Below are 21304 nucleotides of genomic sequence, written 5' to 3'. Positions count from 1 at the left end.
CGTCCCACGGGTGGTCACCCCGCGACGAGCCGCCCGTCCCGCATCCGCAGGGTGCGGTCCACCAGGTCCGTCGGCACGGGCACGTGCGACACCACGACGACCGTGCGACCGGCCAGCCGAGCGGCACCGACCAGGTCGCGGAGCACGGCGTCGCCGAGGTCGGGGTCGACGTCCGCGGTCGGCTCGTCGAGCACGAGCACGGGGAACGCGTGCAGCAGCGCCCGGGCGAGCGCGAGCCGGTGCGCCTGCCCGCCCGACACGAGCACCCCGCGCTCCCCCACGCGGGCGTCCAGACCGCCGCGTCGCGCCACCCACTCGCCGAGTCCGACCCGGTCGAGCACGTCGGTCAGGTCGGCGTCGGTGGCGGTGTCCCGGGCGAACAGCAGGTTCTGCCGCACGGTCTGGTCGAACACGAACGGGTCCTGTTCGACGAGCCCGACGCGCGCCCGGACGGCGTCCGGGTGCACGGTCCGCGCCTCGACGCCGTCGAGCGTGTAGGACCCCTCGTGGTCGACGAACCGCACCAGGGCGTCGACCAGGGTGGACTTGCCCGCGCCGCTCGGACCCTCGAGCACGACGACCTCGCCCGGCAGCAGGTCGAGCGACACCCGGTCGACGGCCGGGTCCGCGGCTCCGGGCCACCGCACGGTCAGGTCGCGGAGCGCCACCGTCACCGGACCGTCGACGGCGAGGTCCCGCGGGTCGGCGGGGTCGTCCGGTTCGGGCACGATGCCGGACGGCACGACGGCCGGGACGACCCGCTCCACCCGCTCCGCCGCGGCCCGGACCCGGCGCAGGGTGAGCACGGCCAGCGGCACACCGCCGACGACCTCGAAGAGCGCGAGCGGCACGAAGACGGCGAGCGCCCAGAGCGGCCCGTCGAGCGCACCCGACACCACCGCCGGCGCCCCGACCGCGAGGGTCCCGACCACGGCCCCGCCACCGACCAGCGCGACGAGCGCACCGACGAGGGACTCGACCCGCGCGCGGCGGCGCACGGCCCGGGTCACCCGGGCGTCGAGCGCGGCGATCCGGGCGAGGCGGTCGGGCAGGGTGCCGTAGGCCGCGAAGACGTCGAGCGTCCGGACCGTGTCGAGCACGAGGTCGGCGACGCGGCCCCGGTCGGCCGCGGTCTCCCGGTCCGAGCGCCGTGCGACGGACAGCGTCGTGACGGTGCCGAGCAGCGCGGCGACGGCGAGGGCGGCGACCAGCACGAGGGCGGCCGGCCACCACACCAGGGCGACCGCGACGACGGACAGCACGGCCACGACGCCCGCCGAGACCAGCGGTCCGACGACGCGGATCGGCAGGTCCTGCAGCCGGTCGGTGTCGGTGACGAGCCGGGTGAGCAGGTCGCCGCGACCCGTGGAGCCCAGCCCGGCCGGCGCCACCGACGCCAGTCGCCGGTACATCTCGGTCCGGACGACCGCGAGCTGCCGGAAGGACGCGTCGTGCCCGGCGAGGCGGTCGACGTACCGCAGCGCCGCGCGGCCGAGCGCGAACGCGCGGACCCCGACCATCACGAGCGTCAGGTAGAGGATCGGCGGCTGCTCGGCGGCGCGCGTGATGAGGTAGCCGCTCGCCGCGAGCAGCGCCACGGCGCACACCGCACTCAGCGTGCCGGCGGCGACCGCCTTCGCCCAGCCGGCCCCGTGCGGCAGGGCGAGCCGGAGGACGCTCGTGCCGCGCGCCTCCCGGCTCATGCCCGGACCCCCTGCCGGGTGGTGACCGTCACCGCGCCGCCCGGGAGCACGTCCACGCGGACGTCGGCCGCGGCGAGCACCGCGGGCCGGTGGCTCGCCACCACGACGACGGACCCGTCGTCGGCGAGGGCCCGCACGGCGCGGACGACGGTCCGCTCGGCCTCGGCGTCGAGCGCCGACGTCGGCTCGTCGAGCAGGACGAGCGGCGTCCGGACGACGCGCGCTCGGTACAGCGCACGGGCGACGGCGACCCGCTGGGCCTGACCACCCGACAGACCGGCTCCGTCCGACCCGACCGGGAGGCCCGGCTCGACCCCCAGCCCCGCCTCGCGCAGCGCGCGGCGCACGTCTGCGTCGTCGGGTCCCGCGTGCATCGCGACGTTCTCGGCGACCGTGCCGCGGACGAGCCGCGGTCGCTGGTCGGCCCACGTGGTGCGCTCGGCGCGGGACGCGTCCGCCGGACCGGGCACCACGACGGTGCCGTCGTGCTCGAGGACACCGCGGATCGCGGCGATGAGGCTCGACTTGCCCGACCCGCTCGGGCCGGCGAGCGCGACGACGGTGCCCGGGGCCGCCCGGAGGTCGAGCGGCCCGATGACGAGGTCGGGGCGACGGACCGTCAGTCCGTCGAGCACCAGCTCCGCGGCGGCGGGGGCCGGTACCGCGTCGGGGCGGGCCGTCGCGACGGCGGTGCGGTCCTCGAGGACGTCGAGGACCGCGCCCGAGGCCTCGACCCCGTCCTGCGCGGCGTGGAAGTCGGCGCCGACCTGCCGGATCGGTGCGAAGGCCTCCGGTGCGAGGACGAGGACGAACATCGCCGCGCCGAGCCCCATGGAGCCGTCGACGAGCCGTACACCGATCGAGACGGCGACGAGGGCGACGGACAGGCTCGCCGCGAGCTCGAGGGCGAAGCCGCTGACGAACGACAGGCGGAGGACCCCGATCGTCCCCCGGCGGTACTCGTCGGTGACGCTGCCGATGCGGCCGACCTGCCGACGCGCGCGACCGAAGGTCTTCAGCGTCGCCAGGCCCTCGACCGCCTCGGTGAAGGCGCCGCCGAGCCGGGCGAGGGCGTCCGCCTGCTTCCGCTGGAGTGCCTGCGTGGCGAGTCCGATCAGCACCATGAACACCGGGATGACGGGCATGGCGAGCACGATGACCAGCGCGCTCGTCAGGTCGGCGGAACCGATCGCGACGAGGAGGACCGGCGTCGCCACGGCCGTGAGGGCCAGCTGCGGGACGTAGCGGCCGAAGTAGGCGTCGAGCGCGTCCAGCCCGGGACCGAGCGTCGTGGCGAAGCCGGCGCTGGAGCGGGCGGCGAGCCAGGACGGGCCGCGTTCCGCCGCGCGCGCCAGCACCGTCGCCCGGAGCTCGCTCTTCACCGTAGCCCCGGCGCGGGCCGCCAGGTCGTCCGTGGCCCAGGCGGCGACCGCGCGGACGACGAACGCGGCGGCGAGGAGCGCGAGCGTCGGGGACATCGCCGCGGGGAGGCGGCCGTCGCGCACCGCGTCGACCCCGAGGGTGACGGCGGTGGCGATCCCCCACGCGATGCCGATCGTCGCGAGCGTCCGCACCAGGCCGGTCGCCGCCGAGGCGACGACCGACCCGCGGGCGGTGCGCGAGAGCCGGAGCAGGCGCGGATCGAGGGGCTTCATCGCCGGGCCCTAGTGCGCGGCCCGGGCGATCTGCGCCCGCGACACACGCTTGCGGAACACCCAGTAGGTCCACGCCTGGTAGGCGAACACGAGCGGGAGGAACACCAGGGCCACCCAGCTCATCACCGTCAGCGTGTAGTCGCTGCTCGAGGCGTTGGCGACGGTCAGGCTGTTCGCCGGGTCGTTCGACGCGGGCATGACGTCCGGGAAGATCGCCGTGAACATCGCCACGACCACCGCGGCGATCGTGACGGCCATCAGGGTGAAGGCGCGGCCCTCCCGGCCCCAGGCGTTGCAGAGCACGGCGAGGACGAGCGCGAGCGCGGCGACGACCGAGAGCACGAGGCTGGCCGGGGTCGCGCGGACGAACGCCATCGACACGAGGAAGGCGGCAGCGACGACGATCGTCAGCACGCCCGCCCGGGTCGCGAGCCGCTTGGCACGCTCGCGGATCTCGCCCTCGGTCTTGAGCGCCACGAAGACCACGCCGTGCGTGAAGAACACGAGCAGGGTCGTGAGCCCGGTCAGCAGGGCGAAGGGGTTGAGCAGGTCGAACACCGTCCCGGTGAAGTCGTGCCCGGCGTCCATCGGGATGCCCCGGACGACGTTGCCGAACGCGACGCCCCAGAGGAAGGACGGCACCGCGCTGCCGACGACGATCATCAGGTCGAAGCGGCGCTTCCACTCCGGGTGCTTCCGCTGGTGGCGGTACTCGAACGACACCCCGCGGGCGATGAGCGCCGCGAGGATGAGCAGCAGGGCCAGGTAGAAGCCGGAGAACATCGTGGCGTACCACTCCGGGAACGCCGCGAAGAGGAGCGCGCCGGCGACGATGACCCAGGTCTCGTTGAGGTCCCAGACCGGGCCGATGGTGTTGATGAGGACCCGGCGGTCGGTGTCGTCCCTGCCGAGGAACGGCAGGGACATGCCGACGCCGAAGTCGAACCCGTCGAGGACGAAGTACCCGACGAAGAAGAGTCCGACGATCGCGAACCAGACAACGGGGAGATCCACTAGTACACCGTCACTTCGTGCTCGACCTCGCCGGTGACCTCGTCGACCTCCGCAGGAGCGGCGGGGCCCTCCTGCGCGACCTTCTTGATGAGCCCGAACTCCACGACCGCCAGCGCGCCGTAGATGAGCGTGAACACGACCAGCGAGATGAGGACCTCGACCCCGGTGACGTTCGGCGAGACGCCGTCCGCGGTGCGGAGCAGGCCGAAGACCAGCCACGGCTGGCGACCCATCTCGGTGAAGACCCAGCCCATGATCATCGCGGCCATCGGCAGCGGGACGGACCAGGTGGCCACACGCCACACCCAGCGCTGCGTCGGGAAGCGGCCCTTCCGGGTGAGCCAGAGCCCGGCCAGCGAGACGAGGACCGCACCGACGCCCAGGGCGATCATCCAGCGGAACGACCAGTAGGTCACCCAGATGATCGGCTTGTAGTCACCCGGGCCGTACACCTGCGTGTACTGCGCCTGCAGGTCGTTGATGCCCTCGACCGTGCCGGTGAAGGTGTGCGTCGACAGGAACGAGAGCAGGTACGGGATGCGGATCGAGAACAGCTCGTGCACGCCGTCCGGGGTCCCGAGCGTGAAGACCGAGAACGAGGCGTCCTTGCCCGTCGACGTGTTGTAGAGCGCCTCGGCCGCAGCCATCTTCATCGGCTGGGTGTCGACCATCGTCAGGCCGAGCTGGTCGCCGGAGAGCACGGTCAGTGCCCCGGAGGCGGGCATCGTCCACATGCCGAACTTCAGCGCCGGCATCATCGTCTCGAGGTTCTGGTTGCGGGCCAGGTGCCACGCGGCGACCGCGACGATGACCGAGGCGGCCACCATGAACGCGCCGAACAGGGTGTGCGGGAACGCGGCGAGGGCGACCTTGTTCGTCAGGACGGCCCAGATGTCGGTGAGCTCGGCGCGGCCCTTGGCCTCGTTGATCGCGAAGCCGACGGGGTGCTGCATGAAGGCGTTGGCCGCCAGGATGAAGTACGCCGACATCATGGTGCCGACACTCACGCACCAGATGCTCGCGAGGTGCAGGGCCCGCGGCAGCCGGTCCCACCCGAAGATCCAGATGCCGATGAACGCGGCCTCGAAGAAGAACGCGAGGATGCCCTCGAGCGCGAGCGGAGCACCGAAGACGTCACCGACGAAGCGCGAGTAGTTCGACCAGTTCATGCCGAACTGGAACTCCTGCACGATCCCGGTGACGACGCCCATCGCGAAGTTGATGAGGAAGATCCGGCCGAAGAAGCGCGTCAGCTGCAGGTAGTGCGCCCGACCGGTCCGCACCCACGCCGACTGGAAGACCGCCACGACGAGGGCCATGCCGATCGTGAGCGGGACGAAGAGGAAGTGGTAGATCGTCGTGAGCCCGAACTGCCACCGCGACAGGACGAGCGGATCGAGGAGGTCGTTCATGCGGCGTGTCCGAGCCGGGTCGCCGCGCGCTGTTCGTGCACGTTGGTTGCTTCCTACGGGAGGTGGGACTTCAGGTTCGTCACGCCGTCGGGACACCTCCACGCTACCGGCCGGACACCTGGCTCGACAAGTTGTAGAGGCCGTCTCTGCACGAACGTGCAGCGGCTGTGATCGGCACAACCGTGCGGAACATCGGTGCTGCGGACCCACCCCGCAGAACGACGACAGGTGCCGGGCCGAAGCCCGACACCTATCGTCTGTTGTCTGTCGTCTGGCGTTCAGCGCGCGGGGCGCCGGGTCAGAGCAGACCCTCCTCGGTGAGGAAGTCCTTCGCGATCTCCGACGCCTTCTCCTTGTCGGTGACGCTCTTCTGGTTGAGCTCGATGAGCTTCTCCGTGGTCAGCTTCTCGTTCACCCCGTCGATGGCGTCGGCGGCCTTCTCGTCGACCTTGTCGGACACGACCGGGATGACGTTCTGCGGGAGGATGAGGTTCTCCGGGTCCTTCAGCGAGACGAAGTCGTTCGCCTTGATGCTCGGGTCCGCGCTGTAGATGTCGGCGAGCTGGACGGTGCCGTCCTTGAGCGCCTTGACGGTCAGCGCGCCGCCGGAGTCCTCGACCGCCTTGAAGTCGACGTCGACGCCGTAGACCGACTTCAGACCGTCCGGGCCGTACGGGCGGGTCTGGAACTCGGAGTTCGCACCGACGGTGAGCTTCTCCTTGACGTTCTTCAGGTCGGCCAGGCTCGTGACGTCGTTCTCCTCGGAGAACTGCTTCGTCACGGTGTAGCTGTCCTGGTCCGTGGCGTCGGCCTCGTCGAGGACGCGCAGGCCCTTCGGCAGCGCCTTCTCGAGGCCCTCGTCGATCTGGTCGGCGGTCTTGGCCGTCGACGACTTGTCGAAGTACTGCAGCAGGTTGCCGCTGTACTCCGGCATGACGTCGATCGCGCCCTTCTCGAGCTGCGGGATGTAGACCTCGCGCTGCCCGATGTTGAAGTTGCGCTCGACGGTGAAGCCGTCCTTCTCGAGGACCTGCGCGTAGAGCTCGGCGATGATCTCGTTCGAGTAGTACTGCTGCGAGCCGATGACGATGGTCTTCGAGTCCGAGGAGGCGCTCGAGCCGCTGCTGAGCGGGTCGCTCGAGGCGCAGCCGGTGAGGGCTGCTGCGACGCCGAGTGCCGTTGCGGCGGCGAGGGCGACGCGGATCCGTGCTGTGATCACGATGGGTTTCCTTCCGGGATGGGATTGCGGGCTCGCTCGCGCGATCCCTGGCGCTGCCGCGCGGACGGGTCGGCGGTGCCCTTCGGCACCGCCGCCCGCTGCAGCGCGGCGAACACGATCTCGAACGCGATCGCGAGTGCGATCACGAGGATGGAGGCGCCGAGCATCTCGGCGTAGTCCTGGGTCTTGAGGCCGAGGAAGAAGTAGCCGCCGAGGCCACCGGCGCCGACGTACGCGGCGAGCGTGGCGGTCGCGACGACCTGCAGGACGGCGGCGCGCACGCCACCGATGAGCAGCGGGAGCCCGAGCGGGATCTCCACCTTCCAGAGCACCTGCCAGCCGGTCATCCCCTGCGCCTTCGCGGCGTCGACCGTGACGGGGTCGACCGACTCGATGCCCGCGTAGGCACCGGCGAGCACGGACGGGACGGCGAGGATCACGAGGGCGAGCAACGGCGCCTGGAGGCCGATGCCGAGCATGAGCCCGAAGAGCGACAGCACGCCGAGGGTCGGCAGGGCGCGGATGCCGCCGGACAGCGCGATCGCGAGGCCGCGGGCCCGACCGGTGTGCCCGATCGCGTACCCGATCGGGATCGCGATGACCGAGGCGATGACCACCGCGAGGAGCGTGATCCACACGTGCTCCCAGAGCCGGGCCGGGATCGCGTTGAAGCCGGTGTAGTTCGCCGGGTCGAACACCCAGCCGAAGGCCTGACCGATGATCACGAGACCACCTCCGCACGCTGGAGCACGCGACGTGCGGCCCGTCGGCTCCGTGGCGCGCGTCGCGTCCACGGCATGACGACCCGACCGAGCAGGACGAGCAGACCGTCGAGGGCGAAGGCGAGCACGAGCACCATGACGATGCCGGAGATGATCTCCTCGAAGATGCCGCGGGCGAGACCGTCCGTGAACAGCGACCCGAGGCTCTGGATCCCGAGCACCGCGCCGACGGTCGTCAGCGAGATGGTGGAGACCGCGACCACGCGGAGCCCCGCGAGGAGGACCGGCCCGGCCAGCGGGAGCTCGACGCGGAAGAACCGCTGCACGCCCGAGTAGCCCATCGCCGTCGACGCGGCCTTGGTGCCGGCGTCCACCGAGGTCAGCCCGTCCACCGTCGACCGGACCATGAGCGCCAGGCCGTAGATCGTCAGGCTGATGATGACGTTGACCGGGCTCTGCAGGCTCGTGCCGATGATGCTCGGCAGCGCGACGAACAGGGCGAGCGACGGGATCGCGTAGAGCAGTCCCGCGAACGTCACGATGCCGCTGCCGAGGCCGGCCGCGAAGCGGGAGCCGCCGGGCCGCTGCAGCCGGACGACGAGCCACCCGATCGGGATCGACAGCAGGAAGGCGATGATGATCGGCGGGATCGCGATCGCGAGGTGCGAGGCCGTGTCCTCCCCGATCGTGTCGAGGTTGGACAGCACCCACTTCACCGCGGACTCCCACCCTGCGCCGCAGCACCCGGGGCGCCGGTGGGCGCCTCGGCCTCGGAGCGGACAGCGGCAGCGGCGTCGACGACACCGACGGGGCCGGTGAGCACACCGGCGGCTCGGCCGTCCCCGTCGACGACGATCGGCCCGGTCGGGGTCTGCTCGACCCGCAGGGCACGACGGCCGCGACCGGCGCCGATGAAGTTCGCGACGAAGTCGTCCGCCGGCGCGGCCAGGATCTCGGCGGGCGTGCCGAGCTGGGCGATCTCGCCGCCCTTCTTGAGGATGACGACCTGGTCGCCGAGCTTGAACGCCTCGTCGATGTCGTGCGTGACGAACACCACGGTCTTGCCGAGTTCGCGCTGCAGCCGGATGAGCTCGTCCTGCAGGTCGGTGCGCACGAGCGGGTCGACCGCACCGAAGGGCTCGTCCATGAGGAGCACGTTCGGGTCGACCGCGAGGCCGCGGGCCACGCCGACACGCTGCTGCTGGCCGCCGGAGAGCTGCGACGGGTACCGGTCCGCGAAGGCCCGGTCCAGCCCGACGGTGTCCATGAGCTCGAGGGCCCGCGCGCGGGCCTCGCCCTTCGACACCCCCGTCAGCAGCGGCACCGTGGCGATGTTGTCCACGACCCTCCGGTGCGGGAGCAGACCGGCGTTCTGCATCACGTAGCCGATCCGGCGACGGAGCTGGACGGGGTCGACACCGGCGACGTCCTCTCCGTCGATCGACACCGTACCGGCCGACGGGTCGACCATCCGGTTGATCATGCGGAGCAGGGTGGTCTTGCCGCAGCCGCTCGACCCGACGAAGACCGTGGTGGTCCGCGAGGGGATGACGAGGCTGAAGTCGTCGACCGCGTTGGTGCCGTCCGGGTACGTCTTGCGCACCGAGCGGAACTCGATCATGTGGGTGCCCTTCTGTTCGGAGGTAGCCCGACTCCGGATGAGCGTACCCGTGTGGTCCGCCGACGGTTCCGTTGCGACCCACCATGACGGAACGCGGACAACGGACAAGCCGTGGACGCGCCCAGCGAGCGCTCCGAGGGACGCCGCACAGCGCACGACGCCCGCGCTCCGGGAGCGGAGCGCGGGCGTCGTGGTGTCCCGGCGACGGTTCGGTCCGTCCCCGCGGCGTCAGGAGGCGGCGACCACCGCTTCGAGGTGTGCGCGGCTCATCGTGCGGTACTCCTCGATGAGCGCGGTGTCGGGTGCGGACCGGTCGCGCATCGCACGGGCGATGACGGCGTGCGCGGACTCGGCGAGCACGACCCAGGTGCGCGCCACCCGTTCCCCGCCCGGGAACCCGAACCGGTCGTGCAGGACCTGCGACACGGCCGCCCCCAGCGCGGCCATGCGGTCCTCGGCGTCACGGGAACCGGTGTCGGCAGCGTCCCCGAAGCGGATGGCCCGGAAGCCGGGCTCGGTCCGGTACATCTCGACGGTCGCGTCGATGAGCGCGTCGCAGGCCTCCTGCCAGGAGCCCGCCTCGCTCTCGTCGAGTGCCGACAGGAAGCGCTCGGCGAGCCGCTGGGTGCTCCTGATGGCGAGCGCCTCGACGACGGCGATGCGGTCCGGGAAGTACCGGTAGACCGTGCCGATCGACGCCCCCGCGCGCTCGGCCACCATGGCCGTGGTCAGTCGCTCGAACCCGATCTCGTCGATCACCGCGGCGGCGGCGTCCAGGAGTCCCGCGAGGCGCGCCGAACTGCGGGCTTGGACCGGCTCGTTCCTGAGCAGTGATGATCCCCCCGGCAGTGCGTTCGATACCTCGGTGACGAGCACGTGTTCTCCTCTTGCACTCCGTCCGGAGCGCGGTCATGTGGGAAGTGACGGAGGCAACTCTCGCAGAGACCGGCTGGGTCGTGGCTGCGACTCACAGGCCGAGCGCACCGGGATCCGCCCTCCCGAGCCGCCTCGTGGAAGGATGGGGCCATGCCCGCCCCGACGCCCCACGAGCCGTCGCTGGCCGCACCGATCCTCCACCGAGCCGCCCGCATCGAGGACGCCGTGCAGGAGTTCCGGGAGCACCGCGCACGTCGGCACGGGCTCGTCCCGACGGTCGTGCCGTACACCGGGTACGGCGCTCCGGGCTGGATCCGCGTGCTCTGCCGCGTCCTGCTCACCCGCCGCGGCCTGGCGTCGGACGTCTCCTTCGCCGGCGTCCGCGGCTGGCGGAGCTTCACGAGCGTCGCGGTCGACGACGCCGAGGTGACCGTGACCGCCGGCGGCACGACCCACGTGGTGCAGTCCGACCGCGGCGGCGTGGTCGACGTGAAGATCCCGATCGACCTCGAACCGGGGTGGCAGACCGTGCGCCTTTCGGCCGGTGGGATGCGGGACGTGGAGGCCGACGTGTTCATCGTGGACCCGTCGACGCGCTTCGGACTGCTCTCCGACATCGACGACACCGTCATGGTGACCTCGCTCCCCCGTCCGATGCTGGCCGCCTGGAACTCCTTCGTGCTCACCGAGCACGCACGGCGTCCGGTGCCGGGGATGTCGGTGCTCTACGAGCGCGTCCTCGCGCAGCACCCCGGTGCGCCGACCGTGTACCTGTCGACCGGCGCCTGGAACGTGGCGCCGACCCTGCAGCGGTTCCTGACCCGCAACATGTACCCGTCCGGCACCCTGCTGCTCACCGACTGGGGTCCCACCCACGACCGCTTCTTCCGGAGCGGGCAGCTCCACAAGCAGGAGAACCTGCGGCGCCTCGCCGAGGACTTCCCCGACGTCCAGTGGCTGCTCGTCGGCGACGACGGACAGCACGACGAGGCCCTCTACGGTGTGTTCGCGCAGGAGCACCCCGAGAACGTCGCCGGCGTCGCGATCCGCCAGCTGTCCACGAGCGAGGCGGTCCTGGCCGGTGGTCGCTCGCGCGCACAGGAACGGACCCGCGACACGTCGGCCCCCTGGGTCTACGCCCCGGACGGTGCAGGCCTGTGGTCGGAGCTCGCCCGGGTCGGTCTCGCCGACGCCGACCCCGCGACCCCGCTCTGACCGGGGCCGACTCCTCCTCCGCCGTGCCGGGCGACCGCTCGGGGGCGACCCCCGACGACCGCTGAGCAGACCTTCAGCGCCGACCGTCGCCCGGCGACCCGGTGGTTGGATCGGCGCATGAGCACCGGAACCCCGCCGAACCGCATCGAGGACCACGCCCTCATCGGCGACACCGACACCGCCGCCCTGGTCGGACGGGACGGCACGATCGACTGGGCGTGCCTGCCCCGGTTCGACAGCCCGTCCACGTTCGCCTCGCTGCTCGGCACCGAGGACCACGGACACTGGTCGCTCCGTCCCACCGACCCGGCCGCCACGAGCACCCGACGCCACCACCCGGACACCCTCGTGCTCGCCACCGTGTGGACGACGCCGACCGGCACCGTCGAGGTCACCGACCTCATGCCCGTCGGTGCACACCGCGCCGCGATCATCCGGCGCGTCCGGGGTCTGCAGGGCACGGTCGAGATCGAGCAGACGCTGCGCATCCGCTTCGACTACGCCCGCGCGCTCCCCTGGGTCCGCCAGATCGGCGGCGACGACGACCCGGCCCTGCTGGCGACCGCAGGACCGGGCTCCGTGATCGTGCGCGGGGTCCGCTTCCACGCCGACGACCACCGCCACACGAGCACCGTGACCGTGCACGACGGCGACGTCGTCGACACGGTGCTCACCTGGTACCCGTCGCACCGGGAGCCGCCGGAGCCGCTCGACGTCGACGCGGCGCTCGAGCACACCGAGCGGTGGTGGCGCGACTGGATGGCGACCGCGCACACCGAGGGCCCGTACGCGGAGGCGAGCCGACGCTCCCTGCTGATCCTGCGTGCGATGACCCACGGCGAGACCGGCGGCGTCGTGGCGGCCGCGACCACGAGCCTCCCGGAGGACCCCGGCGGGGAGCGCAACTGGGACTACCGCTACGTCTGGCTCCGCGACGCCTCCCTCGCCCTGGCCTCCCTGATCGCGCACGGCTACCGCGACGAGGCGACCCACTGGCGCGGCTGGCTGCTCCGCGCGATCGCCGGCGATCCCGCCGACGTGCAGATCATGTACGGCATCGCCGGCGAACGGGAGCTCCCGGAACGCTCGATCGACGAGCTGCCCGGGTACCTCGGGTCGCGGCCCGTGCGCGTCGGCAACGGTGCGTCTACCCAGTACCAGGGGGACGTGTTCGGCGAGGTCCTGGCCGCGCTGCACGACGCCCGCGAGCTCGGCGTCGAGGAGAACGCGGACTCGTGGGCGCTGCAGCGTGCGCTGCTCGGCTACGTCGAGGAGCACTGGCAGCAGCCCGACAACGGGATCTGGGAGATGCGCGGCCCGCGACGGCACTTCACGCACTCACGGGCGATGATCTGGGCGGCGCTGGACCGCGGCGTCGCAGCCGTCGAGGAGTTCGGCCTCGAGGGGCCGGTGGACCGCTGGCGGACCCTCCGCGACCAGGTGCGTGCCGAGATCGAGGAGCACGGCTGGAACGCCGAACGGGGCAGCTACCGCCAGCACTACGACACCGACGAGGTGGACGCGAGCCTGCTCGTGCTGCCGCAGATCGGCTTCGTGCGCGCCGACGACCCGCGCATGACCGGCACCGTCGCCGCCATCGAGCAGGACCTGCGCGTCGGGGAGCACGGCCTCGTGCTGCGCTACCGGACGACGTCGGGCTTCGACGGGCTGTCCGGCAGCGAGCACCCGTTCCTGGCGTGCTCGTTCTGGTTGGTCGAGCAGTACGCGGCGTCGGGACGCGTCGACGACGCCGAGCGGCTGATGGACGTGCTCGTCGGCTACGCCAACGACGTCGGCATGCTGTCCGAGGAGATCGACGTCGCCACCGGGCACCACATCGGCAACACGCCGCAGGTGCTGTCGCACCTGACCCTCGTGTCCGCGGCGGACGCCATCGCCCGGGCTCGCGGTACGGCGTCCGGGCACCGGACGCGACTGGCCGTGCACGACGGCGGGACCCGGTCCTCGACCGGCAGGGGGACGCGCGCCGGCTCCGCGTCCTGACGGGGCCCGCAGACGGACGGGAGGCGCGGTGCCAGCCGGCACCGCGCCTCCCGTCCGCCATGTGGGGGCGTCCGTCAGCTGGGGACGTCCGTCAGGACGACGACTCCCAGTCCGCCGGGCCGCGCGAGCCCGCGCGGTACTCCTCGAGCGGGACCTCGCCCGACTTCCAGGCGTTCACGACCGGCTCGACGATCTCCCAGCAGCGCTCAGCGACGTCGCCGCGGATCGACAGCAGCGGGTCGTCGTGGAAGATGCCGTTCAGGACCTCGCCGTACGGGGTGAGTTCACCGTCGTCGAAGGTCGACGACAGGGTGACCTGGCCCATCTCGAAGGGGTTGCCGCCGCCGTTCGCGGAGACCGACAGCTCGATCTCGTCCGGGTTGAGGACGATCCGGAGGGTGTCCGCCTTCGGGCGACCGGACAGGCCGGAGGGCAGGCGCGTCACGGGCTTGAAGGTGATGAGCACCTCCTTGCGGCTGGCGCCGAGCGCCTTGCCGGAGCGGAGCGTGAAGGGGACGCCCTTCCAGCGCGCGGTGTCGACCTCGACGGAGATCTCGGCGAGCGTCTCGGTCTCGCGCGACTTGTCGACGCCGTCCTCGTCCTGGTACGACGGCAGCTCCTTGCCGTCGATGGTGCCGGCCGTGTAGACCGCACGGCGCGAGGCGACCTTCGGGTCGCCGCCCTTGAGCTCGGTGGACCGGAGCACCCGGGCGAGCGAGGAGCGGAACTCGACCGCGTCGATGTCCGCCGGGGCGTCCATCGTGACGATGCCGAGGATCTGCAGCAGGTGCGACTGGATCATGTCGACCATCGCGCCGGCCTCGTCGTAGTACTGGGCGCGGTTCTCGAGACCGAGGGTCTCGTCGTAGAAGATGTCGACCTTCTCGATGTTGTCGGCGTTCCAGATCGGCTCGAACAGGCGGTTCGCGAACCGCAGGCCGATGATGTTCAGGACCGTGGTGCGACCGAGGAAGTGGTCGGTGCGGTGGACGCGCTCCTCGGGGACGAGCTCGAGGACGGTCTTGTTGAGGGCCTGGGCGCTCGCGACGTCGGTGCCGAACGGCTTCTCGAACGCCAGGGTCGTGCCCTCGGGCAGCTCGACGTCCTGCAGTGCCTCGCAGATGTCGGAGGCGATCTGCGGCGGGAGCGCGAAGTAGAGGATCGGCTCGGCCTCGGCGGCGTCGAGCAGCGCCTTCAGGTGCGCGGGGTCGGTCGGGTCGCCCTGGATGAACTGCGTCGACTCGATGGTCGCGTCGACCTCCGGGCCCTTGACGTCCTGCGACGCGAAGGACTTCGTCACGACGTCCTTCCACTGCTCCTCGCTGCGGGCGCTGCGGCCCGTACCGATCAGCTGGACGGGGACCGCTCGACCGCTCTGCAGGAACGTGCCGAGGCCCGGGAGCAGGAGGCGGGAGGCGAGGTCGCCCGTCGCGCCGAAGATGATGAGGGTGCGCTTGTCGGTCACCGGAGGTGAGTCCTTTCGCTGTCGTTACGAGGTCCGCACGGGTCAAGCCGCGGGCGGGCCGGTTGATTCCCTGCGAGGTCCGGCGTACCCGCTCGGCGCCGAGAGCTCGGTCCGTGGTGGGGTACGGGTCCCGGACACACATCGGGCGGCACCGGATGTGGTGCCGCCCGAGGTGTCAGGTGGGGATCGGGATCAGTGCCCGAAGTTGCCGCGGTAGTACTCGTAGACCCATCCCACGAGCGTCACGGTCACGAGCGCCAGCCCGATCGGGACGATCCAGAGACCGGCCGCGAGACCGAGGAAGCACACTGCCGTCGAGCCCGCGAGCAGGATCGGCCACCACGACCACGGGCTGAAGTGCCCGAGCTCGGCGTCGCCGTCCTCGATGTTGGCGTCCGGACGGTCCTCGGGCAGCACGCCGCCCTGCGAGGACATGACCTTGCCGAGGTAGAAGGCGATGAACGCCGACATGATCCCGGTGAGGCCGATCGCCACGGTGCCGACCCACTCGGGCCGCCCGTAGTAGATGAGCGCCCAGATGGTGTACGCCGCATCCGCGAGGACGAAGAAGACGAACAGGATCCAGAACAGGTTGGTGTTGGCGCGCATGGCGTTACTTCACCTCGCCCTTCGCGGCGTCGTAGGTCGGGGCGTCCGGGGCGTCCTTCGCCGGACCCACACCGATCGGCACACCGGCCTCGGGGTGGTTCAGGTCGAACGCCGGGGACTCGGAACGGATCCGCGGGATCGACGTGAAGTTGTGGCGCGGCGGCGGGCAGCTGGTCGCCCACTCGAGCGAGCGGCCGTAGCCCCACGGGTCGTTCACGGCGACCTTCGGCGCGTTCCGTGCGGTCACGTAGACGTTGAAGATGAACGGCAGGAACGAGATCGCGAGGATCATCGAGCCGATCGTCGACAGCTGGTTCATCCACGTGAAGCCGTCGTTCGGCAGGTACGTCGCGTAGCGACGCGGCATGCCGATGACGCCCAGCCAGTGCTGGATGAGGAACGTCGTGTGGAAGCCGATGAACAGGAGCCAGAAGTGGATCTTGCCGAGGCGCTCGTTGAGCATGCGGCCCGTCCACTTCGGCCACCAGAAGTAGAAGCCGGAGAACATCGCGAACACGACGGTGCCGAAGACCACGTAGTGGAAGTGCGCGACGACGAAGTACGAGTCGGACACGTGGAAGTCGAGCGGCGGCGACGCCAGGATCACGCCGGTGAGACCACCGAAGGTGAACGTGATGAGGAAGCCGACGGCCCAGAGCAGCGGGGTCTCGAACGTGACCGAGCCACGCCACATCGTGCCGACCCAGTTGAAGATCTTCACGCCGGTCGGGACCGCGATGAGCATCGTCATGAGCGAGAACCACGGGAGCAGGACGCCACCGGTGACGTACATGTGGTGCGCCCACACCGTGACCGACAGGGCCGCGATGGAGATGGTCGCGTAGACGAGCGTCTTGTAGCCGAAGATCGGCTTGCGGCTGAACACCGGGAAGACCTCGGACACGATGCCGAAGAACGGCAGCGCGATGATGTACACCTCGGGGTGACCGAAGAACCAGAACAGGTGCTGCCAGAGCAGGGCACCGCCGTTGGCCGGGTTGTAGATCTGGGCGTCGAACACGCGGTCGAGGCCGAGGCCGAACAGCGCGGCGGCGAGGACCGGGAAGGCCATCAGGACGAGCAGCGACGTCACGAGCGTGTTCCACGTGAAGATCGACATGCGGAACATGGTCATGCCCGGGGCACGCATCGTGATGATCGTCGTGATGAAGTTCACCGCGCCGAGGATCGTCGAGAAGCCGGTCATGCCGAGGCCGAACACCCAGAGCGTCCCACCGAGACCCGGCGTGAACGTCGTGTCACTCAGTGGCGCGTAGGCGAACCAGCCGAACGACGCCGCACCCTGCGGGGTGAGGAAGCCGCCGACGGCGATGAGCGAGCCGAAGAGGTAGAGCCAGAAGGCGAACCCGTTCAGACGCGGGAAGGCGACGTCCGGCGCACCGATCTGGAGCGGCATGATCGCGTTCGCGAAGCCCGAGAAGAGCGGCGTCGCGAACATCAGCAGCATGATCGTGCCGTGCATCGTGAAGAGCTGGTTGTACTGCTCCTTCGTCGCGACCACCTGCAGGCCGGGCTCGAAGAGCTGGGCACGGATGACCAGCGCCATGATGCCGGCGAGCAGGAAGAAGACGAACGAGGCGATCAGGTACATGTACCCGATGGTCTTGTGGTCGGTGGAGGTGATCCACCGGACGATGATGTTGCCCTTCCGCCCGACCTTCGACGCCTGGAAGTCCGGCGTCGAGGGCCTGGTCGGCTGGCCGACGAGTGACGTTGTCATCTGACGAGCCCCTACTTGTTCTCGCTCGACGCCTCGACCGGCGCCTGGTTGTTCGGTTCGTTCGTGTTGGTGTCGTACTCGTTGCCGAGCAGACCGACCTTGCCCTGCTCGCGCAGGGTGTCGAGGTACTGCTGGTACTCGGAGTCGGACACGACCTTGACCTGGAAGAGCATCAGGGAGTGGTACTCACCGCAGAGCTCGGCACACTTGCCCTGGTACGTGCCCTCCTTCTGCGGGATGAAGTACTCGTAGTTGGTCTTGCCCGGGAGCATGTCCTTCTTGTAGAGGAAGTCGATGACCCAGAAGGAGTGGTCGACGTCGCGCGAGGAGAGCTCGATCTCGACCTTCTTGCCGACCGGCAGGTAGAGCGTCGGCAGCTGCGACTCGTCGATCGCGCCGGACCCGTTCTCCTCTTCCTGGGCCTGGATGCCCTGGTAGTAGACGCTGTCCTGCGGGTTGTCCTTGTCGATGTAGTTGAAGTCCCACGCCCAGCGCTTGCCGTACACGTGGATCGTCGCGTCGGGGTCGTCGAACGGCTTCTCGATCGCCGACTGGTCCTTCGCGGTGAAGGCGAAGAAGCCGAGCACCAGGATGAGCGGCACGATCGTGTAGAAGATCTCGAGCGGCATGTTGTAGCGCATCTGCACCGGCAGGCCGGTCTGGCCCTTGCGACGGCGGTAGACGATCGCGGCCCAGATGATCAGGCCCCACACGATGAGGCCGACGGCGAGGAGCACGATCCAGCTCGTCGTCCACAGGCCGACGACGCGACTCGTGTGGTTCGTGACGTCCTTGGTCTCCTCGGTGCCCGGGAGCCACCCGTTCATCTGCTGCTGCGTGCAGCCGGCCAGTGCGATGACCAGACCGACGGCCACCGGGACGGCCGCCCAACGTATACGGCGATTCGAACGCACTGTTACCTCTCGGAGTACATGGCACGGGAGCCGGTGGTGGAGGTGCTGTCAGCACGGAGGCCACGCATTGCTCGCTCCCAGCTTGGTTGGAACACTCCTAGCTTACTCGCAGCCGGCGACAGCTCGCGCACGCCCGACACGCTCCGAGCCCCGGAACGACAGCTACCCGGGCGGTTTTCCCCCGGTCCTGCCGCACGTGCACGCCTCCGCGGACGACGAGCGGGGAGCGACCAGATCGGTCGCTCCCCGCTCGCGTGTCGGTTCGGTCGGCGGACAGTGGTCCGCCGGAGCCTCAGTGGAAGCTGTCGCCGCAGGCGCAGCTGCCCTGCGCGTTGGGGTTGTCGATGGTGAAGCCCTGCTTCTGGATCGTGTCCTCGAAGTCGACCGTCGCACCGTCGAGGTACGGGACGCTCATCTTGTCGACGACGACCTCAACCCCGCTGCCGAACTCGACCGTGGCGTCACCGTCGAGCAGGCGCTCGTCGAAGTAGAGCTGGTAGATCAGGCCCGAGCAGCCACCGGGCTGGACGGCCAGGCGCAGACGGAGGTCGTCGCGGCCCTCCTGCTCGAGCAGGCTCGCCACCTTCGCCGCCGCCGCGTCGCTGAGCCCGACGCCGTGTGCGCGTGCGTCCGTCGCCGGTGCGTTGTCGATGATGGTGTCGCTCATCCGCGCGTCTCCCTCCGGGCGGTGTCGGTCACCGCGCCTGGGGTCGATTGTAAGCACGGGAGCCGACAGGGCGGCGCATCCGTCCACAGGTCGTCCCGGGAGACGGACTGGAGGCCCGTGGCGGCGTCGCCACGGGCCTCCAGTCCGTCTCGTCTCCCCCGGATGGGACCCGGAGGTCGCGCCTCAGGCGCGCGTCGCGAGCCGCGCCAGCAGGATCGTCTCGGACGTGATGGCCCGGTGCAGCACGCCGAGGTGCTGCGACTCGTTCGGGCTGTGCGCGCGGGTGTCGGGGTCCTCGACGCCGGTCACCAGGATCTGCGCCTCCGGGAACTCCGCCGCCAGGTCGGACACGAACGGGATCGACCCGCCGATGCCCTGCTCGACCGCGGCGTTGCCCCAGCCCTCGTGCATGGCGGTGCGGGCCTCCTGCACGGCCCAGCCCGCGGTGTCGACGAGGAAGCCGTCACCGGTGTCGACCTCGGTGATCTCGAGCCGCGCGCCGAAGGGGACGTGGGCGCGCAGGTGCCGCTCGACCGCGGCGTACGCGTCCGTCGCCGCCTGGCCGGGCGCGATCCGGACGGACACGCGGGCGGAGACCGTCGGCAGCAGCGTGTTCGAGGCGTTCGCCACGCTCGGGACGTCCATGCCGGTGACGGTGATGGACGGCTGGAACCACATGCGCGACAGGACCGGGCCGGTGCCGACGGGGCGGACCCCCTCGACGAGGGCGGCGTCGGCGGCGAGCTCGGCGTCGCTGCGCTCCGGGACGTCCGCCTCGTACGCCGTGAGGCCCTCGACCGCGACAGAGCCGGCGTCGTCGTGGAGCGAGGCGAGCAGGCGCGCCATCGGGATCATCGCGTCCGGGGCCGCCCCGCCGAACATGCCGCTGTGGCTCGCGTGCTCGAGCGTGGTGAGGGTCAGCCGGAAGGTGACGTTGCCGCGGAGCGACACCGTGATCGAGGGCACGTCGACCGACCAGTTGTCGCTGTCCGCCACGACGATGACGTCGGCGGACAGGTGCTCCTTCTGCTCGCGGAGGAAGGTGCGGAACGAGCGCGACCCGAACTCCTCCTCGCCCTCCACGAAGAGCACCACACCGAGGTCGAGGTCGTCGCCGAACTGCGCGTGCAGCGCGCGGAGCGACGCGACGTGCGTCATGACGCCCGCCTTGTCGTCCGAGGCACCCCGGCCGTACAGGCGGTCGCCGCGCAGGGTCGGTTCGAACGGCGGCGTCTCCCAGAGGGCGTCGTCGCCCTGCGGCTGCACGTCGTGGTGCGCGTAGAGCATCACCGTGGGCCGACCGTTGCGGGCCGGTCGGACCGCGAGGACGGCGGGCTGGCCGAGCTCGACCCCGGCGTGCTCGTCGACCGACCCGTCGGCACCGGTCGGGGTCTCCCCCTCGACCGCGGAGCGGACGATCCGGACCGCGTCGTCGGCGAAGACCCCGGTGGAGCGGGCGAGGTCCGCGACGGCCTCGGCGCTCGCCCGGACGTTGGCCGGGTCGAACGCCGACCACGACACCGACGGCAGCCGGACCAGCGCGGAGAGGTCCGCGACGGTGGTCGGCAGGGCCCCGTGCACGTGTTCGCGCAGGGCGTCGAGGAGTGCGGGGTCGGTCGCGGAGCTGTGCTGGTCGGTGTCGGTCATGTCCCGTAATCTAGAGGAGATCCAGCACGCAACCGCAGTCAGGAACGCACCGTGGCGAAGGCAGCCCCCAAGACCAACACGACCGTCAACCCGCCGGAGGAAGAACTCCTCGGGTCCGGCAAGGGTCGCCCGACGCCGTCCCGTCGCGAGCGCGAGGCCGCCAACCGTCGTCCCCTCGTCGGCAACAGCCCGGAGGACAAGAAGGCGGCGCGGGCGCGACTCAACTCCGAGCGCGAGAAGGCCCGCGTCGGCATGGCGAACGGCGAGGAGCGCTACCTCCCCGCGAAGGACCGCGGCGAGCAGCGGAGGTTCGTGCGCGACTGGATCGACGCCCGCTGGAACGTCGGCGAGGTCATGATGCCCGTCCTCGTGCTGTTCCTCGTCGTCGGGTTCGCCGCCGCGCGGACCGCGCTGGCGTCGTACTCGCTCCTGCTCGTGTGGGCGTTCGTGGCGCTGTTCGTGCTCGACTGCATCGTCCTCTGGCTGTCGCTCCGCAAGAAGCTCACCGCACGCTTCGGAGAGATGCAGCGCGGGACGTTCCTCTACATCCTGACGCGGGCGTGGCAGCTGCGCTTCCTGCGCCTGCCGAAGCCGCAGGTGCGTCGCGGGCAGTACCCGACCCTCTAGCGCGGTCCCGTCGAGCGCCGTCCGGCTGAGCCGGGCGGCGCTCCGTCGTTCCCGGGCTCCCGGGCGAGATGCCGGTCGCACCCGGGGTCCCGGCAGCTGGCTCCGAGCGTGCGGGATCCCCCACGTCCGGGCTCCGACGGCGACGGGATCCAGCCACTCGTCGAACGCGAGCGGCACGTCCTGCCCGCTCGAT

18 protein-coding genes are annotated in these 21304 nt (G+C 70.9%); 3 read left to right on the top strand and 15 right to left on the bottom strand.

The features are described 5' to 3' along the window. Window positions 1-14 precede the first annotated feature (14 nt). The 9 genes from cydC to H7A69_RS07715 form a co-directional block, all read right to left on the bottom strand. The gene (gene cydC, locus H7A69_RS07755) at window positions 15-1703 is read right to left on the bottom strand and encodes a thiol reductant ABC exporter subunit CydC (protein WP_182046532.1); all 1689 of its coding nucleotides are present in this window, start codon (window positions 1701-1703) and stop codon (window positions 15-17) included. Next, the gene (cydD, locus tag H7A69_RS07750; RefSeq protein ID WP_182046531.1) at window positions 1700-3358 is read right to left on the bottom strand and encodes a thiol reductant ABC exporter subunit CydD; all 1659 of its coding nucleotides are present in this window, start codon (window positions 3356-3358) and stop codon (window positions 1700-1702) included. The genes cydC and cydD overlap by 4 nt, the downstream gene beginning before the upstream one ends. A 9-nt stretch (window positions 3359-3367) precedes the next feature. After that, window positions 3368-4372, bottom strand: a complete 1005-nt coding sequence (cydB, locus tag H7A69_RS07745; RefSeq protein ID WP_182046530.1) for a cytochrome d ubiquinol oxidase subunit II — start codon at window positions 4370-4372, stop codon at window positions 3368-3370. Beyond that, entirely contained in the window at window positions 4372-5784 is a 1413-nt protein-coding gene (locus H7A69_RS07740) for a cytochrome ubiquinol oxidase subunit I (protein WP_182046529.1), read from the bottom strand. The genes cydB and H7A69_RS07740 overlap by 1 nt, the downstream gene beginning before the upstream one ends. A 298-nt stretch (window positions 5785-6082) precedes the next feature. Beyond that, window positions 6083-7003 carry an ABC transporter substrate-binding protein gene (locus H7A69_RS07735; protein ID WP_182046528.1) on the bottom strand — a complete coding sequence of 307 codons (921 nt, stop codon included), beginning with the start codon at window positions 7001-7003 and terminating at the stop codon, window positions 6083-6085. Continuing rightward, a complete protein-coding gene (locus H7A69_RS07730; RefSeq protein WP_069711139.1) occupies window positions 7000-7728 on the bottom strand; it encodes an ABC transporter permease in 729 nt (242 codons plus the stop codon). The genes H7A69_RS07735 and H7A69_RS07730 overlap by 4 nt, the downstream gene beginning before the upstream one ends. Beyond that, window positions 7725-8441 (bottom strand): ABC transporter permease, encoded by a 717-nt coding sequence (locus tag H7A69_RS07725; RefSeq protein WP_069711140.1) that lies wholly within the window; start codon window positions 8439-8441, stop codon window positions 7725-7727. The genes H7A69_RS07730 and H7A69_RS07725 overlap by 4 nt, the downstream gene beginning before the upstream one ends. Beyond that, window positions 8438-9346, bottom strand: a complete 909-nt coding sequence (locus H7A69_RS07720; RefSeq protein ID WP_069711141.1) for an ABC transporter ATP-binding protein — start codon at window positions 9344-9346, stop codon at window positions 8438-8440. Before H7A69_RS07720 ends, H7A69_RS07725 begins: the two co-directional genes overlap by 4 nt. 228 nt (window positions 9347-9574) lie before the next feature. Then, window positions 9575-10222 (bottom strand): TetR/AcrR family transcriptional regulator, encoded by a 648-nt coding sequence (locus H7A69_RS07715; RefSeq protein WP_182046527.1) that lies wholly within the window; start codon window positions 10220-10222, stop codon window positions 9575-9577. Window positions 10223-10372: 150 nt separating this feature from the next. On the opposite strand from H7A69_RS07715, the gene H7A69_RS07710 reads away from it, so the two are divergent. Beyond that, entirely contained in the window at window positions 10373-11437 is a 1065-nt protein-coding gene (locus tag H7A69_RS07710; protein WP_182046526.1) for an App1 family protein, read from the top strand. A 117-nt stretch (window positions 11438-11554) separates the two neighbouring features. Next, window positions 11555-13441 carry a glycoside hydrolase family 15 protein gene (locus H7A69_RS07705; RefSeq protein WP_182046525.1) on the top strand — a complete coding sequence of 629 codons (1887 nt, stop codon included), beginning with the start codon at window positions 11555-11557 and terminating at the stop codon, window positions 13439-13441. Between the two features lie 91 nt (window positions 13442-13532). Here the strand turns inward: H7A69_RS07705 and H7A69_RS07700 are convergent, their stop codons facing one another. The 6 genes from H7A69_RS07700 to H7A69_RS07675 all read right to left on the bottom strand — a co-directional run bounded on the left by H7A69_RS07700 (window position 13533) and on the right by H7A69_RS07675 (window position 20484). Next, entirely contained in the window at window positions 13533-14906 is a 1374-nt protein-coding gene (locus tag H7A69_RS07700; protein WP_182046524.1) for a glucose-6-phosphate dehydrogenase, read from the bottom strand. 192 nt (window positions 14907-15098) lie between these two features. Beyond that, the gene (locus tag H7A69_RS07695) at window positions 15099-15515 is read right to left on the bottom strand and encodes a cytochrome c oxidase subunit 4 (protein WP_182046523.1); all 417 of its coding nucleotides are present in this window, start codon (window positions 15513-15515) and stop codon (window positions 15099-15101) included. Between the two features lie 4 nt (window positions 15516-15519). After that, window positions 15520-17256, bottom strand: a complete 1737-nt coding sequence (ctaD, locus tag H7A69_RS07690; RefSeq protein WP_069711147.1) for a cytochrome c oxidase subunit I — start codon at window positions 17254-17256, stop codon at window positions 15520-15522. Between the two features lie 11 nt (window positions 17257-17267). Then, complete coding sequence (coxB, locus tag H7A69_RS07685) at window positions 17268-18170, bottom strand: cytochrome c oxidase subunit II (protein WP_182046522.1); 903 nt, start codon at window positions 18168-18170, stop codon at window positions 17268-17270. 292 nt (window positions 18171-18462) lie between these two features. Continuing rightward, entirely contained in the window at window positions 18463-18837 is a 375-nt protein-coding gene (locus tag H7A69_RS07680; protein WP_069711149.1) for a HesB/IscA family protein, read from the bottom strand. A gap of 183 nt (window positions 18838-19020) precedes the next feature. Continuing rightward, the gene (locus tag H7A69_RS07675) at window positions 19021-20484 is read right to left on the bottom strand and encodes a dipeptidase (protein ID WP_182046521.1); all 1464 of its coding nucleotides are present in this window, start codon (window positions 20482-20484) and stop codon (window positions 19021-19023) included. A 51-nt stretch (window positions 20485-20535) separates the two neighbouring features. Between H7A69_RS07675 and H7A69_RS07670 the strand changes: the two genes are divergently transcribed. Beyond that, a complete protein-coding gene (locus tag H7A69_RS07670; RefSeq protein WP_069711151.1) occupies window positions 20536-21111 on the top strand; it encodes a DUF3043 domain-containing protein in 576 nt (191 codons plus the stop codon). The last annotated feature ends 193 nt before the right edge of the window (window positions 21112-21304 follow it).

The organism is Curtobacterium sp. ME26, assembly GCF_903970945.1.
Lineage (GTDB): Bacteria > Actinomycetota > Actinomycetes > Actinomycetales > Microbacteriaceae > Curtobacterium > Curtobacterium citri.
This window is presented reverse-complemented; position numbering and strand designations above follow the sequence as displayed.